General features: G+C 27.4%; 14 protein-coding genes and 1 pseudogene. 2 read left to right on the top strand and 13 right to left on the bottom strand.

Annotated features, from left to right (window positions below; translation table 11 throughout):
* Positions 1 to 64: 64 nt before the first annotated feature.
* The 12 genes from JJC01_08710 to JJC01_08655 all read right to left on the bottom strand — a co-directional run bounded on the left by JJC01_08710 (position 65) and on the right by JJC01_08655 (position 15922).
* Positions 65 to 769 carry an ABC transporter permease gene (locus tag JJC01_08710; protein UDN59926.1) on the bottom strand — a complete coding sequence of 235 codons (705 nt, stop codon included), beginning with the start codon at positions 767 to 769 and terminating at the stop codon, positions 65 to 67.
* The gene (locus tag JJC01_08705) at positions 762 to 1490 is read right to left on the bottom strand and encodes an ATP-binding cassette domain-containing protein (GenBank protein ID UDN59925.1); all 729 of its coding nucleotides are present in this window, start codon (positions 1488 to 1490) and stop codon (positions 762 to 764) included. Before JJC01_08705 ends, JJC01_08710 begins: the two co-directional genes overlap by 8 nt.
* A gap of 393 nt (positions 1491 to 1883) precedes the next feature.
* Complete coding sequence (locus tag JJC01_08700) at positions 1884 to 4184, bottom strand: glycoside hydrolase (GenBank protein ID UDN59924.1); 2301 nt, start codon at positions 4182 to 4184, stop codon at positions 1884 to 1886.
* A 47-nt stretch (positions 4185 to 4231) separates the two neighbouring features.
* Positions 4232 to 5125 (bottom strand): glucosaminidase domain-containing protein, encoded by an 894-nt coding sequence (locus tag JJC01_08695; GenBank protein ID UDN59923.1) that lies wholly within the window; start codon positions 5123 to 5125, stop codon positions 4232 to 4234.
* A 217-nt stretch (positions 5126 to 5342) separates the two neighbouring features.
* Positions 5343 to 7640 (bottom strand): glycoside hydrolase family 65 protein, encoded by a 2298-nt coding sequence (locus tag JJC01_08690; GenBank protein ID UDN59922.1) that lies wholly within the window; start codon positions 7638 to 7640, stop codon positions 5343 to 5345.
* Complete coding sequence (gene pgmB, locus JJC01_08685; protein UDN59921.1) at positions 7637 to 8317, bottom strand: beta-phosphoglucomutase; 681 nt, start codon at positions 8315 to 8317, stop codon at positions 7637 to 7639. Before pgmB ends, JJC01_08690 begins: the two co-directional genes overlap by 4 nt.
* Positions 8318 to 8411: 94 nt before the next feature.
* Positions 8412 to 9296: a hypothetical protein gene (locus JJC01_08680; GenBank protein UDN59920.1), complete on the bottom strand. Its 885-nt coding sequence runs from the start codon at positions 9294 to 9296 to the stop codon at positions 8412 to 8414.
* Between the two features lie 225 nt (positions 9297 to 9521).
* Entirely contained in the window at positions 9522 to 11405 is a 1884-nt protein-coding gene (locus JJC01_08675; GenBank protein UDN59919.1) for an alpha-glycosidase, read from the bottom strand.
* A 273-nt stretch (positions 11406 to 11678) separates the two neighbouring features.
* Positions 11679 to 12500: a histidinol-phosphatase HisJ family protein gene (locus JJC01_08670; protein ID UDN59918.1), complete on the bottom strand. Its 822-nt coding sequence runs from the start codon at positions 12498 to 12500 to the stop codon at positions 11679 to 11681.
* A 203-nt stretch (positions 12501 to 12703) separates the two neighbouring features.
* Complete coding sequence (locus JJC01_08665) at positions 12704 to 13057, bottom strand: hypothetical protein (protein UDN59917.1); 354 nt, start codon at positions 13055 to 13057, stop codon at positions 12704 to 12706.
* Positions 13058 to 13137: 80 nt separating this feature from the next.
* Positions 13138 to 14580 (bottom strand): cell wall-binding repeat-containing protein, encoded by a 1443-nt coding sequence (locus JJC01_08660; protein ID UDN59916.1) that lies wholly within the window; start codon positions 14578 to 14580, stop codon positions 13138 to 13140.
* Positions 14581 to 15556: 976 nt separating this feature from the next.
* Entirely contained in the window at positions 15557 to 15922 is a 366-nt protein-coding gene (locus JJC01_08655; GenBank protein ID UDN60148.1) for a hypothetical protein, read from the bottom strand.
* 219 nt (positions 15923 to 16141) lie between these two features.
* Between JJC01_08655 and JJC01_08650 the strand changes: the two are divergent.
* Both JJC01_08650 and JJC01_08645 read left to right on the top strand, forming a co-directional pair.
* A pseudogene (locus JJC01_08650) lies at positions 16142 to 17352 on the top strand (ROK family transcriptional regulator).
* A gap of 99 nt (positions 17353 to 17451) precedes the next feature.
* Complete coding sequence (locus JJC01_08645; GenBank protein ID UDN59915.1) at positions 17452 to 17967, top strand: ferritin; 516 nt, start codon at positions 17452 to 17454, stop codon at positions 17965 to 17967.
* A gap of 133 nt (positions 17968 to 18100) precedes the next feature.
* Here the strand turns inward: JJC01_08645 and JJC01_08640 are convergent, their stop codons facing one another.
* Complete coding sequence (locus tag JJC01_08640) at positions 18101 to 20200, bottom strand: acetate--CoA ligase family protein (GenBank protein UDN59914.1); 2100 nt, start codon at positions 20198 to 20200, stop codon at positions 18101 to 18103.
* Between the last annotated feature and the right edge of the window lie 64 nt (positions 20201 to 20264).

Genomic DNA, 20264 nt, shown 5'->3' with positions numbered 1-20264 from the left:
ATAAAGTATGACGCATTATTATCTGTTGCTTTATTCATTAGAACTACCTTTATTAAGTATACAATTATACTTCTATGTCTTCAACTTTTGAGATAAGCCATAAATACGAAAGTCCAGCTAATACTGCTGCTACTATCCATACAATAATAAAAGGAATATATGTGTGAAGCATAGTTGTTATAATGTTAGCAGTGCAGGAAGCAAGAATAACAGAGACTATAATCGTTGTTTGAATGGAATATTTTCGAAATCCAATGCTAGCAGAAATTACACCTATAAATAAAGAGAATACAGCACACAAAATTGTTTCAATAATAATCTTAAAAAACAATCCAAGAGTAAAATTATCAGAAATCATAGGAAAAAAAGCTTCTGTAACCATAAATATAAGGAGGGAAATAATCGTCCCAAGCAACATAAAACTCAAACATAATGTAGCTATCAATACAATCTTTGAGTTCAATAAAGTCTTTCTATTTATTGGATAAGTAAAAATCAAAATTGCATTTTTTCCAGAATATTCTTTTATAACAAATGTGGAAAACAATACAGCTGATAAAATGGCATAAGCTGACATTTGTAGAACGTTAGTGATTACCCAAATATTATGGTAATTAGAAAACTCAGCAGAATCTGTATCCCCCCCTGTATAAGCAATCATAGCAAATGTATACAAAAATCCTAATACACATAAGGTAATGATACCCATGGCATGAAGATAAGGGCGAATATTATTTTTTTTTAGTTCTAATTTTATAAGTTTATACACAGTTGTTTCCTCCATTCATTATTTCAAAAAAATACTCTTCCAAGCCATTAGGAAATTCTTGTTTTACTGTAGACATAGGAATTTCTTTTAAAATACTTCCATTCGAAATAATGCCTATTGTATCAGCTATATACTCTATTTCACTTAATATATGACTTGAAATAATAAGTGTCATATCATATTCTTTTGCAAGTGTTCTGAATAAATCACGCATTTGTTTTATTCCCATAGGGTCAAGACCATTGATAGGTTCATCAAGTAAAAGAATATCTGGATTATGTATCATTGCACGAGCAATCCCCAACCTTTGCTTCATACCCAAAGAAAACTTACATACCTGTATCTTTCCAGTATTTTCGAGTCCTACTTTTTGCAAAACAGCATTTATATCTGCATCATAAAAATTCATGTAAGCATTATGTATCTTTAAATTTTCCTCAGCTGATAAATGTTCATAAAAAATTGGTGTTTCTATAATACATCCAATTTTTCTTAAAATATTATTACGATTTTCTGATATATTCATATCAGAAATCATTATATTCCCAGTGGTTGGTTTTAATAAACCTGCTATCAATTTTAGTACTGTAGTTTTTCCAGCTCCATTTGCACCTAAAAATCCATAAATACTTCCTTTCTCTACATTTATATTGCAATGTTTTATGACCTCTTGATTATCAAATACTTTTACCAAATCTTGAACTTTAATGATTGTATTCATTTTCTTTAATATTTTCCTTTCTCTATGAACCAGTATTTATTTTTAGTGTTTATTAAATCTTTCAAATTTGATTCATTCATAATTCATAAAATAATATTACTTCAATTAGACAATATAGTGTCTTATCTAAGAATACTATTTCAAATACAAAAAGTCAATATATTGTCTAAAATAAAAATAAAACTTATATTTATTAAGAGGCACAATGAGTATGACATATGTTAGAATAATTAGGATATTTAATATTACTGAAGTAAAGCTTTCAATATTAAAAATGATATAAAAATAGTGACTATCTTAATTATTAAAATTAATTATAGTCACCATTTTGTATAGTTTAATTAAATATTATTTTATATGTGAGTTTGATAGAATTTATTTTCATTAAATCTATTATTCTGATTTATACATAATTTTCTTATTATTATCATATATTACCAAAGAATTTGATTTTACAATTTCATTTTCATATTTAACATCTTTTTCAGAGAAATTAGCTACTACTTTTAAATCATCTCCATATTTAGTCATTTGAACTAATCTATCATCAGAAATAAACTTAAAGTCTGTCATTTCTCTTTTAATAGCCTTTTTATTGAACTCTGTCCATACTTTATCATGAGAAATTATTTCACCTTTATGTTTTTCCCATTCAGTTCTATCTATATAATACATAGGTGGTGTATTATATAATACTTCTTTCATCATTCTACTTCCAACTTCATCCTTAATTTTGAAAGTTCCCCATAGCCATTGATGAGAAGATACAACAGAATCATTATAAACTAATCTAAATAAAGGTAAAGAATAAGTTGGGTCTATAAATATTTTTTTATATTTTTCTTTTACAGGTATCTGCTTTGAAAAGACTTCTGGCACTCCTCCTGTTGGAGAATAGTATCTACCAACATAATATTCACTTTCTTTGTTCTTACTCATATCTTTATCTACCCAAGCAAACGCTGGTGTTTCAAGCCCATGTGCAAATGCTATAGTGCTACTTGCAAAGTCATTTCCTCCTTCTGAACCTATAACCATATTTGCATTATCTCTTATATATGACATTCTTTCAAGTCTAGCTTTTAAATCTTGTGACTGTGTTGTTATATGATTTGGAGAATAATCATCAAAAATTTCTCCTGTAGCATCACAGTCTATAAACCAAGAATTAAATTCATACCCCTCATTCAATATACTTTTTACTCTCTCTTTTACACTTGGTAAAGATAATGTAGGATTTAGTTGTCTTCCTTCTCCTTGAAATCCAGATTCTTTTTCACCTTTTTTATTTTCTATAGTAGCATTTTCATATAGTGACTTATCTTTAAATGATGCTGTACTCCATTTTTCTTCCCCTGGCTTGTGTATAGAATGATATGAATCATATGGTCCTACAAGATAACCTAAATCATTAGCTCTTTTGACTATTTCTGGTGATACATAACCTTCTTCCATATCATCAAACCCTATCCAAGCATTATCAATACCAGATTTATTCATATCATTAATTACATCAATTGTATTATATCTTGCCCATGTATCAATTTTATTCACACTATTCCCCAATTTTGACTTTAATAACTTTTTGTTAAACTCTATAAATTCTACTCTATTTAATTTAGATATTCCTTTATCTAGTACTTTTTTTATTTCTTTATCATTACTATCAAAAACCTTACTATTATAAAAAGTATTTAGTTGCATAACTTGATTAAAGGCTTGAACTATTTGATTTTTTTGATATTTATCTATATAATCTTGGGTTTTTATTTGATTAAGTACAGTTATAAATTCACTATTATCAGGTTTTTTACTTAGGAGTTCTTTCATCCAATTAATTAAATCATCTGATAAATTTTCCTTTAATTTGTCCCATTTAATATCACCTACTGTTATTATAGATTTGTCTGCAAAATAAATCTGAGGAGCTCCATAAAGCTTTTCAATGTTTTTATTATCCTTAGATTTTTCTTCTAATGTTTTAAACTCACCTTTATCAACTATATAATTTTTATAGGTTTTTGCCACATCTGTAATATTTTTATCAGTCAAATATATTTTAAATCCATACTCTTTATTTTTATTTATACTTGGATATTCATGTGTAAATGTAAAATTAATTTTATCTTTAGAATTAAATTTAATCTCATTATTAAATTCATTTTCAATAATATAAAGCACAGAATACTTTGTCTTATTTACTGCAAAAAACTGCATCGAAAAGGATTCTATGACATTGTAAGCTGATTCATTTAAATGCTCTTTCCAGTATTTATCATCACTTGGTATAAATTTACCTTCATAAAGTGGTAACACATAACTTTCGCCTTCAATTCTTGGCCAATTAAAACTAGCTTCTTTTTCTGAATTAGATTTAATATCTACATCTAAATAGCTTTCCTCTTTTTTTATATTTATGTCTATGTTTTCATCAGGATATGTCCATGATGTCTCTGTTTTTGTCTGTTTAAAATTTGATACTTTCCTTTCTTTTAATGGTTCAGATATCTTTTCCTTTAAACCATTAGATTCTACTGATACCTCAAAAGTTTCTGGTTTTACTTCAAAATTAAAGTCCAGATTTTTGACATTATACATAGATGATGTGTCATTAATAACCTCACTACTACTACATCCAGTGATAGTAGTTGCAATAATCATACAACTTGTAAATACCGAGAATATTTTTTTCATAAAATCCACCTCCTCGATAAATATATCACCCTTATGTTACACCAAAGTTACAATTTACTTTGAATTTCACTATCTATTAATTGAAGATTATATTGTTGAATTAATTCTATTAGACGTTCTGCATATATGTTACTTCCACTTTCATCTTTTGCAGTGCTATAACCTGCTTTTTCTAATGCTTTAGCTTGATAGATATATGTTTTTGCATCAAATACACCATTGGCTTTATATCTTTTATTTGTAGCTAAAAATTCTGCATGGTCTTTTATAGATTCACTTTTATCATCATATATTCTAAATTTATCATCTATAATTGTATCTAAATGTTCTTTTGTTTCTAAAGTAACTGATTTTCCTTTCCAATAGGCATCAGCCTTTATACCAAATAAGTTATTATACTCTTTTGCTAAACTTGATTTACCCCAACTAGATTCAATTATTGCTTGTGCAATGGTTATAGATGGCAATATTTTATAATTTTTATAGTTTTGTATAGCAGATGTTTCAATCTCATTAATAAATTTCATATATTGTGTATCAGATTTTAATCTTTCTGGCTTTATTCCATAATCTTTAAGGTCCTCTATATAATCATTAACCAATCTTTTTTGTTTATTATTAAATTTCAACTCATCTAAAACACTACTTAAATTTTCTACTTTATTATTTTTAGAAAAATCTTTAACAAATAAATCTGATATTTCTTTTATTTGTGAATCATTAACTTTTTCTAACTTATTTTTATTTAATACAGCAATGATAGAAGCTACATACTTCCAATTAACTTGTGCATTATTTTCACTTGCTAAATCAGCATATTCTATATACTTACTAACATCTATATCAGCCTTATTTATCTCTTTAATTGAATATTCTTTTACTAACACACCTATTCCAACTATTATTATCAGTATTGCTATAATGAACTTCTTATTCTTCATAAATTATTTCCTCCCTTATATTCTCTACAGAATACAATATACCCTACTTTTGTTACATATTCTTTACGAAATTATGAAGATTTTATGAAGATTTATGTAATATATTTAATTTAAAGCACGATTATTGTTATAATATATAGGTTTGCATTAAATAAAAAATAGTTAAAATAAATTTAAAATTAGATAAATTTATTTTAACTATTTATACACTAAGACATTATTTTAATTTACTTCTATTAATTTCTATAGATTTTTCTAATACATACTCTTCTCCATATACAATAATTTTTATTGGTTTTCCCTTTAAATTTTCTATCTTAATTAAATTACTACATACATCAACATGGATATTATTATATCTATAATTTATATTGAAAGAATAATTATTCCATTCTTGAGGTAACTTAGGCTCAAAAGATAGTGTTTCATTCCATGTTCTCATCCCTGCAAATCCATGTATAATAGAAAGCCATGAGCCAGACATTGAAGTTATATGAAGACCATCATTAGTATCATTATTATAATTATCTAAATCAAGCCTAGCTGTTCTTGAGTATAATTCATAAGCTTTTTTTAAGTCATCTACTTCAGAAGCAATAATAGAATAAACACTAGAAGATAAAGAAGACTCATGTACAGTATATTTTTCATAAAAATCAAAGTTTCTCTTTTTCTCTTCTTTAGTAAACATATTCCCAAAATAATAAATTCCTTGTAACACATCTGCTTGTTTTATAAAACATGACCTAAGAATCTTGTCCCAAGACCATTTTTGATTAAGAGGAAGATTCTCTTTTGGCAAATCCTTTACCTCTATAAATTCCTTATCTAAAAAATTATCATTTTGAACTATTATTTGTAATTCTTCATCATATGGCAAATACATTTTATTTGATATTATTTTCCAGTCCTCAATTTCCTCTTTACTTACATTATTTCTTTTAATACATTCACTGTACTCTTTTTCTAATTTTAAGATGTTTTCTACAGCATATTCTAAACACCACTTAGCTATATAATTAGTATACCAATTATTATTGATGTTACTTTCGTATTCATTTGGGCCTGTAACTCCGTGTATCATATATAAATCTTTTCTTGTAGATAAATGTACCCTACTAGCCCAAAATCTAGCTACTTCTACTATTACATCTATGCCCTTTTCTTTTATATATCCAAAATCACCTGTATAATTTGTATAATTATATATTGCATATACTATACTTCCATTGCGATGAATCTCTTCAAATGTTATCTCCCATTCATTATGACATTCCACTCCATCGAAAGTAACCATTGGGTATAGTGCTCCCTTAAGTCCAAGTTTTTTGGCATTATCTTTTGCTTGCTTTAGCTGATTGTATCTATATACTAAAAGATTTCTTGCTACACTCTTATCTGCTACACCTAAATAGACTGGAAGACAATATGCTTCTGTATCCCAATAAGTAGCACCTCCATATTTTTCACCAGTAAAACCTTTTGGCCCTATATTTAATCTTGAATCTTCTCCATAATAAGTCGAGAATAATTGAAATAGATTATATCTTATACCTTGTTGACTACTCTTATCTCCTTCTATCTTTATATCTGCACTTTCCCATCTTTTATTCCACAATTTTGTATGTTCATTTAAAATTTCTTCATACTCTTTAGATATTTCTATATTTAAGATATCATCACATTTCTTTAATAACTCATTTTCACTATAATCTCTAGTGGAAGTTATTGTTACATATTTTTCTATTCCAATAGTTTCGTTTTCTAAAACATCCATTGTTATTGAATTTTCACAGTAATTATCAGTACTTAAATAAGATATATCATCTACTTTACCTCTTGCTTTAATATGCATCGTTGCACCTACTGTAAATATGGGTGTCTTAAATGTATTTTCTTTTGTACGTGAAAGTATATTTCCTCTATATTCTGAGGAACTTGAAGAAACTGCATTCCAAAATTCTTCTTCGTAATTTGAATCTTCGTTTTTTATATTTGAATCTAAGTATGGAATAAATTTTATTTTAGCACTAGAATTCAAAGCTTTTATATCATACTTTATTACAGCTAATTCCTTAACTGATACGCTTAAAAATCTTGTTATATTAGCTTCAAATTTTTTACCATTAATATTCACAGTAAATTTACGTTTTAAAATACCATTTTTCATATCTAATTCTCTATAAAAATTTTCAACATTACATTTTTCAAGGTCTAACTCTACCCCATCTATGAAAATTCTTATCCCTATATAGTTAACTGAGTTAGGAATTTTACCAAAGTATTCTGGGTATCCATTTTTCCACCATCCAACACGAGTTTTATCAGGAAACCATACTCCAGCTATATAAGAACCTCTATGGCTATCTCCACTATATCTTTCCTCATAGTTTCCTCTCATACCCATATAACCATTGCCTATACTCATTATAGACTCTGCTAATCTATTTTCTTTAATTTCAATCTTGTCTTGTATAACTTTCCACTCATTTATATTATCAAACAAACATTTCATATAATGCTCCTAACTATATACTTATTATACTCACTTAATATATACTTAAAATTTAACTGACTTGTTGAATTTACAAGTAAATTTGCTTTTTTTAGATTTTTATAATCTCCAACTCCAACAGAAAACATATTGGCTGAGTTTATAGCATCAATACCTGCACTTGCATCTTCTATTCCTATACAATTTTTAGGATTTACACCAAGTCCCTTTGCTGACATAAGAAATATATCTGGATATGGTTTGGTGTTCCTACATTTTGACGCATCTGCTATAAAATCAAACTTATCACTTATGCCTAGATGTTTTAATACATTTGTAGCATTCTTGCTTGCAGAAGACAACCCTATCTTTACATCATTAGATTTTATATCATCAAGTAAATTTTTTATACCTGGCAAAATATCATTTGAAGTTATTTTGTTTATTAAAGATACATAATAGTTATTTTTGTCTTCTGCCATTTTCATTTTTTCTTCTTCTGAAAATAAATCTTTTTTATATCCATATTCTAATATTTTATTTAATGACTCCATTCTACTTATACCCTTTAAAGACTCATTAAATTCTATATCTATATCTATGCCAATGTCATCAGCTAGTTTTTTCCAAGCTAAATAATGATAATATGCTGTGTCTGCAATCACTCCATCTAAATCAAATATAAATGCTTCTAGCATTCTTGTACCCCTTTCTCTATAAGGATTTTTTAGACTAATAATTAATTTATTTTGTGTCTATACCTTATATTTAAGATATTCTCTATAGAACTATTTAATCCAATTCACTCTTTAATTCAAAATCAACTTCTATTTCACTCTCTTGCACACCATATTTTTTTATCATTTTAGAAAAATTTGACCACATTTTTCCAGAAAAAGCATTTAAATAATTTATATTACAAATAAATTTGCCATCTTCAATCTCTTTCTTATATAGTTGTGGACCCACTATATATACAGGAAACATAGCCCATGCTTTTTTTCCTCTGTATTTTTTTATAACTTTTGTATAGTTGCCATTTTTCATAATACATACTAAAAATACACATACAAATATTTTTTCTTCAACATCTATACCAAAAGAAAAGGATATATCTTTTCCAAACTCCTTTTCTATTTTACACAAATCCTCTTTAACCTGTTTTTCAAGTTTTCTTGAAGCTTCATTGCAAAATTTTTTAATCTCACTAGATGGAATTGGAATCCAAAGTGGCATATCTGATATATAGTCTATACTTTTATCATCAAATGGCAACTCTCTTCGCTTCATTTCCGCTATAGCAGACATATAACTTTTATCCGATACAAAAAAAGTTGCAATTTTATTATTATCCACATATATATTAACTGGACATTCCTGTTTCTTATTATTTATTGAAATTCTAGTAATATCATTATATGAATACTCTTTTTCACTCCCTATACATTTACGAACTTTAATATTATATAAATCAAAAATAATATACTTTCTTGTATATTTGAGAATTGAAATTAATCCATATATTGTAAGTACAAGAGTAATTAATAATATATAGTACTGTTTAATATATACACAAAATACAATTAATACAATCCCAATTGATAAAAATATTAAACCTAAAATTAGATTCACGATACTAGATTTTACTGTAACTATATATTCTTCATAGTCATTCATGTTTTCCCTTCCCTCTACTTATTCAGTAATTATACATCTTTACTTAACTACAAAATAATTAAAAATTTCAATATTAATTTTTATTCAAATAAAAACTTTACTTAACAAGTTTTACTGCAAATAATTTGTATATAAAATTATACTGAATTCACTTATTATAATTAATGATACTTTGTTTAAATAATATAAAAAGTTATAGTATAATCTAACAAACACATGGTTATATTATTTTAAAATAATAAACTTGTATTTTTTTAATGTTATTTCTTCCTTTAAATCAACTATTTTTTCTTCATATAAATCTTTTACTTTTCTATTTACCAAATAATCTGGTAATCTTAAGGTTAAATCTTTGGATGAATTATTTATTATTATTGTAATAGATTCTTTCCTTAATATAATTGTTCCATTTTCTTTATCTGCTAGTATCCATTCATTTGATACAGTTCTAAGTTCTCTATTTGATTTACGAAGTCTAATAATCTTCTTCATAAAATCAAGTATATCTTTATTCCACTTTCCTTCATTCCATTCCATACATTTTCTTTGTCCTTCAGATACTGGACTTAGTTCTCCTTGCATTCCTATTTCATCACCATAGTATATACACGGACTTCCTGATTGTATAAACATAAACAAATATGCAAGTTTAAATTTATCCACATTTCCATCAGCATAGCTCAATATTCTAGTAGTATCATGACTTCCAAGTAAATTAAAAATAACTTCATTAACTTGCATTGGATAGCTTACTATTACATCATTTATCATGTATTTAAATTCTTCAGCATTTATCTCATTTGTACAAAAGAATTGTTTCATAGCTTCTGACATTAAATAGTTCATAACTGAGTCAAATTGGTCTCCCATCAACCATGGTAAACTTCCATGCCAAATTTCTCCTAATATATATATATCAGGTTTTATTCTTTTAATCTCTTGTCTGAATTTTCGCCAGAAAACATGATCTACTTCATTTGATACATCCAATCTCCATGCATCTATATCAAATTCTTGTATCCAATACCTCCCTACACGCAATAAATATTCTATTACTTCTGAATTTTCTGTGTTAAGTTTTGGCATGTATTTTTCACACCCAAAAGTTTCATAAGGTATGTTTTTTTCATCTATTTCTTCTATTGGAGTATCAACTTTACTCATATCTTTTATATAAAACCAATCTTTATATCTCGAATTATTCTTATTTTTAACTACATCTTGCCACTGCTTAGAATAATATCCTATATGATTAAATACAGCATCCAACATTATTTTTATATTTCTTTTATGGGCTTCTTCTATTAGTTTTTTCAAAGTAGATTTATCACCTAAGGTAGGGTCTATTTCCATGTAGTCCATCGTATCATATCTATGATTAGTTTTTCCAACTGTAATAGGACAAAAATAAATTCCATTTATCCCTAAATCGCTCAAATAATCTAGGTGGTCTATTACACCTTGTAAATCTCCACCTGTAAAATTATCTCTTGTTGGAATAGCGCCCCATATATCTACTCCTTCTGGATTTATAGATGGATTTCCATTTGCAAATCTATCAGGAAATATCTGATACCAAATAGTTTCCTTTACCCAATCTGGAACTTTAGGTATATCTATATAATTCAAATATGGATATCCAAAAAAATTACTTATTTCGCATAACTCTTTTTCATCATTTTCGTTTCCTAATTTTATTATCTTTTTCTCTGTAAATAAAATTTTTTCTTCTTGACCTTCTATTATAAATCCATATCTCGAACGTTTATTTAAAGGCTTACACTCAGCTATCCAATAATCAAATAATTCTGTTTCTACTTCTTTGTTCATTGTTATATTTGTTCCACCAGACCAACCAAGTCCAGATGCATTTAGATTCCCTCCTCCTGCACCTCCTTTGTCCCATACATATTGGTCTCCTATCCTTAAGGTCACTTTTTTTGCCTCATTTTTTTTGGTTCTAATTCTTATATGTAATGTTTCTCTATCATAGCCATAAGCATAGTTGCTCATTGGTATATGTAGTATAGCCTCTTTTGTTAAAGTTTGTTGAGTTGATTCTGTGATTTGATTGCTTAAGGTTATATTTTCTTTATTTTTATTAGACAACTTTATCCCTTCTTTCTAATAATTTGCATGATTTAAAGATAGGTTAATGTATTTAACTATTATATCATAATAAAAAGATATAATAGTTAAATATAATAGTAATAGTTTTCTAATTTAAGACAATCATTTTTCTTAAACTTAAACTCCTCTTTATTATCATTTTTTACAAAATAAAAACCTCTAGTATTTTCCTAGAGGATACAATATTCTGCTATTAATTTTTATACTAACTTTCAAATTATTTAAAAAGACTCTATATGCCATATTAGTTCTTTATGCTATATTATTAGATTTAACTTTTTCTATGTTTAAAAAATAAGTTTCTCTTTCTTTAAATAATGATACATATTTAAAATCAAGATATTTAAGCATATCGTAAGCCACATCAAAATCTTTGCAGATATCTTCTACTCTATGAGAGTCAGAACCTACAGTAACTATAAAACCACCAAGTTCTCTATATCTTTTTAAGATATCTTCATTTGGATGTATGGCATTTAATCCATATCTATAACCAGATGTATTTAACTCTATTCCACTTCCATTATTAATTATTGACTTTAAAACTTCATCAATAATATCTTTAAAATCATTATATATCACTCTGTTATCTGAATATATCCCATATCTAGATATATAATCTAAATGTCCATATATATTATAATCTTTAAACTCATGATTAGTTTCAAGTATGCTATTAAAATATTTATAGTACGCATCTTCTTTGCTAAGTCCTTCAAAGTATTTTTTTGATGGAACAGGTACGTTATCAATTGTATGAGTTGAACACAATATAAAATCAAAAGGATGTGAACTTATTACATCTTTTATTTCATTTTTTAAATGTTTTCTATATCCTACTTCAACACCTAATAATAATTCTATATCCTTTTTATACTTTTCTTTTAGTGTATTAAACACTGGGACATAGTTGTTATAATCTATACAAAATCCCTTCCCTTCATCATGTTCTAAATGGTCTGTAAAAGTTAAATATCTAACACCTATACTTATAGCTTTTTTTATTGTATCTTCCATTGAATCCTTTCCATCACTTGAAAAATTAGTATGAATATGATTATCAATTAAATTCATATTATCCCTCCCTTTATTTTATCTATCTTAATTATACTACAGGTTTATTGTATACAATTGTTAAAAGAAAATGATAATAGTTAAATTTTATTTACAATACTTCCTCTTAAATAAATATTTTATTTTTACAATAAAAGAAGTGTCTATCTTTTGATTTAAAAAAATCAATGCAGACACTTCCTTATTAATATATTTTGGTTAATTTATCTTTTAAAAATTTGCATTTTTTGACAAATTTTAGTGGTTATATATCCAATCATATAAAAAGCGGCATAAAGTAAAATATAGATATATGCTGAATCATTTAAAAACATATACATTAATATTATATAAGTTATTAAAGATACTACAAGTGATAAAATCCAGTTGGTTTTACTCAATACACAAACTATCCCTTGAATTAAAAAGGCAATTGGAAAAATTAAAATCATCCCTATTACAAAAATCCCTTTAGAATGAATATCTGGTATATTGAATATATCTGTAGCAAAAGTCAAAAACACCAATAACATTATGATTGTAGGAAATATAATACTAAAAACATTACTCTTTTTCATAATAAATTTTCCTTATTTGTAATTTTGAATTGGTTATTTAATGAAACTCATTAAATATAACCATTAAATTAATAATTTAATTACTTTGTCGCCTCAATTTCTCCCATCATTCTAACTAAGTCTTGTCCATATTGACCACCAGCCCAATTATTAGAAAGACTTTCAACTGTTTTAGCTTTCCCAAACAAAGATTTTTCATGTCTAGGGTCTACTGGATTTGAAAGTGGATAACCCTGTTGTCCTGCATATAGACATAAATGTTGAATTTGAGCTAGTATTCCCTCTTCCCAAGTATCAAATTTTGAGTGTGCATTTTTGTCAGTATCAGAACCACCAACAGAAGTCTTAAGTCCACAAGGATTCTTAAAAGATGCATCTAATACTCCACCAAAATTACAGAAACCAGTTTCTTTTGCTGATTGAGCTACAGCTAAAACAGGATTTACACCTTCTTGAACAGCTGTATCATACAGTATTGGTATTAATTCTATAAATAAATCATTGGCTTTTTTAGATTTTGCCCATTTTAAACAAGCTTCTAAGCTAGCTGTTGGTTCACCTAATATACTTGTCTCATCTTTCATAGGTGAATCCCCTTTTGTAGACGAATCACCATTATTCTGTGCAGCAGAAACACACTTATTATATACACTATCGCTTATTGAACCTAATCTAGTAATCTTATCTGCTCCTGCTAGTATGGATTTATCACTATCTTCTGATACTAATACAATTGGATTATCTTTAGCAATTGTAGAACCTGTAAGAGCATTTACTAAATCATATCCATCACTTAAATAAAATTCTGATGAATCTGGATAAAATTCTTTTATAACTTTTTTATTTGTATCATATCTATCTGAACCACCAAGTCTCTTAGAGTTAGTCTTGTTAACTAAACTCGTACTCATAGAAATACTTCCACCTACAGCATATGATTTTACATTACTTGTTGAAAAAGGAACACTTTTTCCATCTGTAAGTACTATAGGAGCTACATCTCTTACTGAGACAGGTGCAGCACTTATAGTATCAGCCTCTCCTTTATATGCATTAGTTAATATAACTTCATCAACTTTTTTAATGCTACTTACTTCTTTGGCAACACTATAACTAGTCTTTATTCTATCATCTCCACCTAATCTAGTTACTTGTGCTCCTGTATTTTTCAGTTCAGTTTCTACTGACTTACTTATTGATAACTCTTTACCTATTATGTATATCTTTTTTACATTTTTTAATCTTTGTTTTGTCTCATTTGGTATGTTACTTTTTTGAGCAAGTAAAATCGGAGCATCTACAGCACCAGCAAGACCACTTGCTGAAAGACCATCTGCTATAGAACTATCCATATTTACCACAATTGCTGTATCATAACTCGTTTTATCTGCTATTAATCCAGCCGTCTCGTATATGTTCTTACCTTTAATGGTATCTGATGTTAATGCACTTACATTAGGTGCGTTCATTAGAAATATAGCTAATGTTAAACCTAATGCTAAAACTCTTTTAATTGTTCTCATATTCTTCCCCCTTGATATATCAAGTTTAATCCAAAAATGACTATAACATAGTAATACATCTACGCTATAGTCATTTATTATAATTTAATAATTATATGTTTCTTATTATATCATAAATTACAAAAAGTTTCCATAATATTAGATAGATTAGAGAAAAAATTTACATTTTAGTTACAATTTTCCATTTTTTAATTCTAATGTATACATATTTGGTAACAATTTGTAATAAAAGATAGTAAATACACTTTGTATTCATTTTAATATTATACAATAATGAAATTTATTGCATATAAAAATTTAATAAAAATTATATAAGACTTTCACTATTGAATAAACATATTATAAAAAGCAATAAAAGATATCTTTTATTGCTTTATTTGAATAAACGAAATATAATGTATTGCGTAGGAGATAAGAACCAAGGAGTCAAAAAAATGATTTCTCTTCTGCTCCTATCTTTAATACCTGTACTGACTGGTGGTACTGTAGCTCTTTTCAATAACAGCACAAAGACAATTTAGGATTTGTTTTTTTCAAAAATCATATTATCATTTATCATTTGCATGTTATTTGCGATTACATTGCTCTTTCTATTTATTGTACTAATTGTTATTTTAAAGTTAATGAGAAAAATAACAATCAATATTTCACTGCTTCTTTCTTTAATGTTCGGTTTTGCTCTTGAAACCCTTATTATTGTATTTGTAACTACATGTGCAGGAACAATTGTAATAAATTTAAGCAGAAATATTATAGTAACAAGTGTAGCAGGTATGACTAATCCTTCATCATGATATTAAAATAGAAAATTTTAGATATGAAAAAGTTAAGAAAGGGCACAAAAATATAGCATTTAAGTGGATGACTATTATTCTAATTGATTATATAAAATGACTTTCCCATTTTAGAAATAGGAATAATTATTTTTTCAAAATAACCTAAAAAATAAGCTTCTAATAACTTAAAAATCTGGAATCTAACTTCTTCTATTAATCTCGTCTGTTATTAATGATTTAGAAATATACATTGCTTTTATTATATTTCTAAATCGTTTGTAATTAGTAGTACCCTCTGCAAATTTTGACTGTGCTTTTTCACATTTGCCTATACTTGAAGATACGGGTCGTAGTGCTTCTATTAATTCTTCTTTTGTATATTTATCAATTATATTTTCATCTGTTATTAATGATTTTGAAATATACATTGCTTTTATCCTATTCTTAAGGAGTGAGTGTTGAGAAGTCCCTTCCATAAACTTTAGTTGTGCTTTTTCACATCTTACGATAACTGAAGATACAACTCTTAGTGTTTGTATCAATTCTTCTTTTGTATATTTATCTATAGTATTTCACCTCAAATCCTAATTTATTATTGTATACCTTAACTTACTTTAATATTTTTTCATACTATTATAACATATTTTTAGTGCTATTCTAATATATAATGTGATATATTCTAATTAATGGTATTTTCGAACTTAATCAAATGTTATTCTATTATAAGGTCATAGTATATATATGAAAATACATAAAAATACTTAACTTTTTTAAGGAGATCTACGATGAGCAACAAACAAGGTTCTAACATAAAAGATGTAAAAATTAAAAATAAGTTAATAATACTGAAACTACTTTCTACAAATACTCCTATGTCTAGAGTTGATTTAGCTAAATCTACAGGTCTTACTAAAATGACTTTATCAAACCTAGTCACTGAACTTATTAATGAAAATATGATTAGAGAGATAGAATCATCAACTTTAAATGCACATTCATCAGGTCGTAAACCTATTTTATTAGATATTTCTAATATCTCTCCTTGTGTTTGTGGCATTTTGATAAGAAGAAATATTTGTAAGGTAATCATTGCAGATTTAAAAGGTAATATTGTCAAACAACTTTTTGAGACTTACCCTAAATATCTGTCAAATGACGTTTTAAAAGATATAATAAAACGAATGTTTTCTAAAATAATGAAAAATAACAAAAGAGATATAATTGGAATTGGGATTTCTTCAATAGGTCCTGTAGATAATATAAATGGTATAATATTAAATCCTCCAGACTTTGGAAACGTATCAAACCTAAACATAGTAAATTTTATAGGAGAAATATCTGATTTACCTATATTTTTGATAAATGATGCTAATGCAGGTGCTTTGGCTGAAAAAATGTATGGTCTAGGTAAAGATATTCCAAATTATATATATCTACATATAATGAATGGAATCGGAGCTGGTTTAGTATTAGAAAATAAACTTCACACTGGTAATTTAGGGCAAAGTGGTGAAATAGGGCATACATCTATTAATTTTAGTGGTCCAGTATGCAGTTGTGGCAATAATGGATGTCTAGACTATTATACAAGTGTGAGTAAGTTAATTAAAAGAATTGAATCGTTAAGTCATATTTATCCAGATTCTCCACTAATTAATTGTAAAGATTTTCTCTAGTCAAGTTAATAGATGAAGCCAATAACAAGGATAATCTAGGTATGTTTTTACTTGATGAATTTTGTACATATATATCATATGCATTAGTAAATACACTTACCTTAATTGATTGTAGTTCTATAATAATAGGTTATGACTTTAATATTCCTGGTACATTTATAGAAAATACATTATTAAAGAAATTGACTGCTTCAGCAAGTTTTTCTAAATATAAAAAAATAAATGTAAGGCATTCAAATTTTGGAGCAAATGCACCACTAATTGGTTCTGTAGCCATAGTAAGCTATAATTTTTTTAATGGTAGTATAAGTTTTGATTAAATATGTAAAATATTAAAATATTTAATCACTTTTGTTGAATATTTTTCCATTTAATATTATTATATCTTATAAGAGCGTTTAAAATTTGGAGGTATAAAAATGATTTCAGCTAAAATGGAAAAATTACTTAATGAACAGATTAACCATGAATTATATTCTGCATATCTTTACCTTTCTATGTCTTCTTACCTTGAAGCAGAAGGACTTAAAGGATTTTCTAATTGGTTTTATGTTCAATATAAAGAAGAAACAGACCATGCTATGTATTTCTACAAATACTTACATAATGTAGGAGGAAATGTTCAGCTTGATGCTATACCAATGCCAGATGCAGACTTCACTTCTGCAATGGATGTTCTTGAGCGTACATTAGCTCATGAACAAAAAGTTACTGCTTTAATAAACAATCTAGCTGCTGTAGCAAACTCTGAAGCAGACTTTAGAACTTCTCAATTCTTACTTTGGTTTATATCTGAACAAGCAGAAGAAGAGACAACTTGCGAAGACAATATAAAACGTGTTAAACTTGCTGGAGAAGGTGGGTTATTCTTTGTGGACCAAGAATTGGCTACTCGTACATATTCAGCACCAACAAATCCACCTGTAACAATATAAAAATATTACCATTAAAATTTTTAGTATAATAGATAAGGTGTATTAAATGTGGGGTGACTGAAAATCACAATCTATAAATTAGTGTGATTTTCAGTCAGTACTTTAATTATGGTTGAATACCAAAACTTGTTAACTATTTATATTTAACTATTAAGGCGTCTACTGCACATACACCTTTTCCTTTAGGATATACGAACACAGGATTTAAATCTATTTCCTTAACCTCATCCTTGTTTTCATAAGCATATTTACCTAATTTAACCATCATATCCGCAAGAGCATCAACATCACAAGGTTCACTACCTCTGTATCCATTTAAAAGCTTAAATGATTTCAACTTCTTAAGCATCATTATAGCTTCATCATGATTTATAGGCAAAGGATATAAAGTAGTATCTTTAAATACTTCTACAAATACTCCACCTAAACCAACCAATAACATTGGTCCAAACTGGTCATCATTAGTTATACCAATAATTATTTCTATTCCACTTTCAACCATTTCTTGAACCAATATACCATCAATCTTGGCATTTGGCTTTGCTTCTTTTACGTTAGTTAAAATCTCATTATATGCGTTTACTGCCTCTTCTCTATTATTAATTCCTACTTTGACTCCTCCAACATCAGACTTGTGTAATATCTCTGAAGAGTTTATTTTTAGGACAACAGGATAGTTTATATAATTTAAAATTTCATCCAATTCATCAATACTTTTTGCAATACCTTGACCTGGCACTGGTACTCCATATTTCTTCATTTCAATTTTACTGTCTAATTCCGATAAAGCTACTACATTATTTGAGTTTCTTTTCTTAACAGCTTCAAATTCTAAAGTTCTCTTTGAATAATCATAATCTACAAATTTAGCCATTTTATTGAAACAAGTAAATGTAGTCCCAACTGATGACATTATAGGTACTTGGCTGTTTTCTAACCTAGCCCTATAATTCAGATATCTATTTCCTTCAAGTGTAGGAACTGCAAATACAGGTTTCTTTAATCCCTGCTCTCTAGCTTCGCTTACAGCTTGACAAAGAGTCTCATGCATTTCATTTTCTTCATCTCTTATATTTGCACCTATCATAGTAAATCCAACACTATCATCTTTATCAAATGTGTGTAATAATCCTACTATCATATCTTTTTCATGGAATAATGCAGTCGTAGCATCCAATGGATTTTTAGGTGTTGCAAATCCTGGAAGATATTTTTTCATCTCTTCTTTAGTTTCAGCAGATATTTCTGCAAGTTCTACGCAATTTTCTTCTGCTAAATCTGCACAAATAGTATTTTCTCCGCCTGAGAAGTTTATTGCTGCAAAATTAGAATTTTTAGGTAAATTACCCTCTAAGACACTAAAAGCCTGAGCTAAACTCATAAATTGTTCTAAATTCTCTACAGAAATTACTCCATACTTTTCAAAAATACTTTCAAAAGCTTTACTTGAACCAGCTAAGTTTCCTGTATGGGAAGCAGCTGATATAGCTCCTTTTTCTGACCTTCCTGACTTCAAGATTATTACTGGTTTTCTTTTTTGAGCTGCTTTTTTTAGTGCATTTATAAATTTTTGAGGATTTTTTAGTCCCTCAAGATAAATAGCTATTACTGATGCATAATTATCATCTACAAGAAAGTCTACTGCATCTTCTAGTGTAACTATATTTCCATTTCCTGTTGAAAAACCATAAGATATATTAAAATAATCACTTGAAACAATTTCTGCAGTTATAAATCCACTTTGCCCTACAATTCCTATCCCTGGTTTTTTAGTATCCAAATCCCACTTAGAACCACCAGCCCATAGATTAACTTTATCTATACAGTTTAGTAATCCCATACAGTTTGGACCTAATATTTTCATATCATATGTATTAGATATTTCTATAAGTTGATTTTCTAAATCTACTCCATCTTCTGTTCCTTCTTCTGCAAATCCACTAGCATATACCACTGCCGCCTTTGTTCCTAATTCTCCAGAATCCTTTAACACAGATGGAACTACATTTCTAGGTGTGCATACTACCACACAGTCTACAACTTCTGGAACTTCTTGTATTGTCTTATAACATTTTCTGCCAAATAACGCTTCTCTTTTTGGATTTACATAATATACTCTATCTGTATCTTTACTTTTTACTATGCTAAGTGCAGCACTTCTACCAAAACCAAGTTTATCAGTAACTCCTACTATAGCAATACTCTTTGGTCTAATAAGTTTTTCCAAACTCATAAATTCACTCTCCTATATGTTTATAGTTGTGATTTTAAGTAAATTCCATCTCAAGATAAAGCTT

Origin of the sequence: Clostridioides sp. ES-S-0010-02, assembly GCA_020641055.1 — a bacterium.
Taxonomy (GTDB): domain Bacteria; phylum Bacillota; class Clostridia; order Peptostreptococcales; family Peptostreptococcaceae; genus Clostridioides.
The sequence above is the reverse complement of the archived record's forward strand: the minus strand, read 5'-3'. Positions and strand labels throughout refer to the sequence as shown.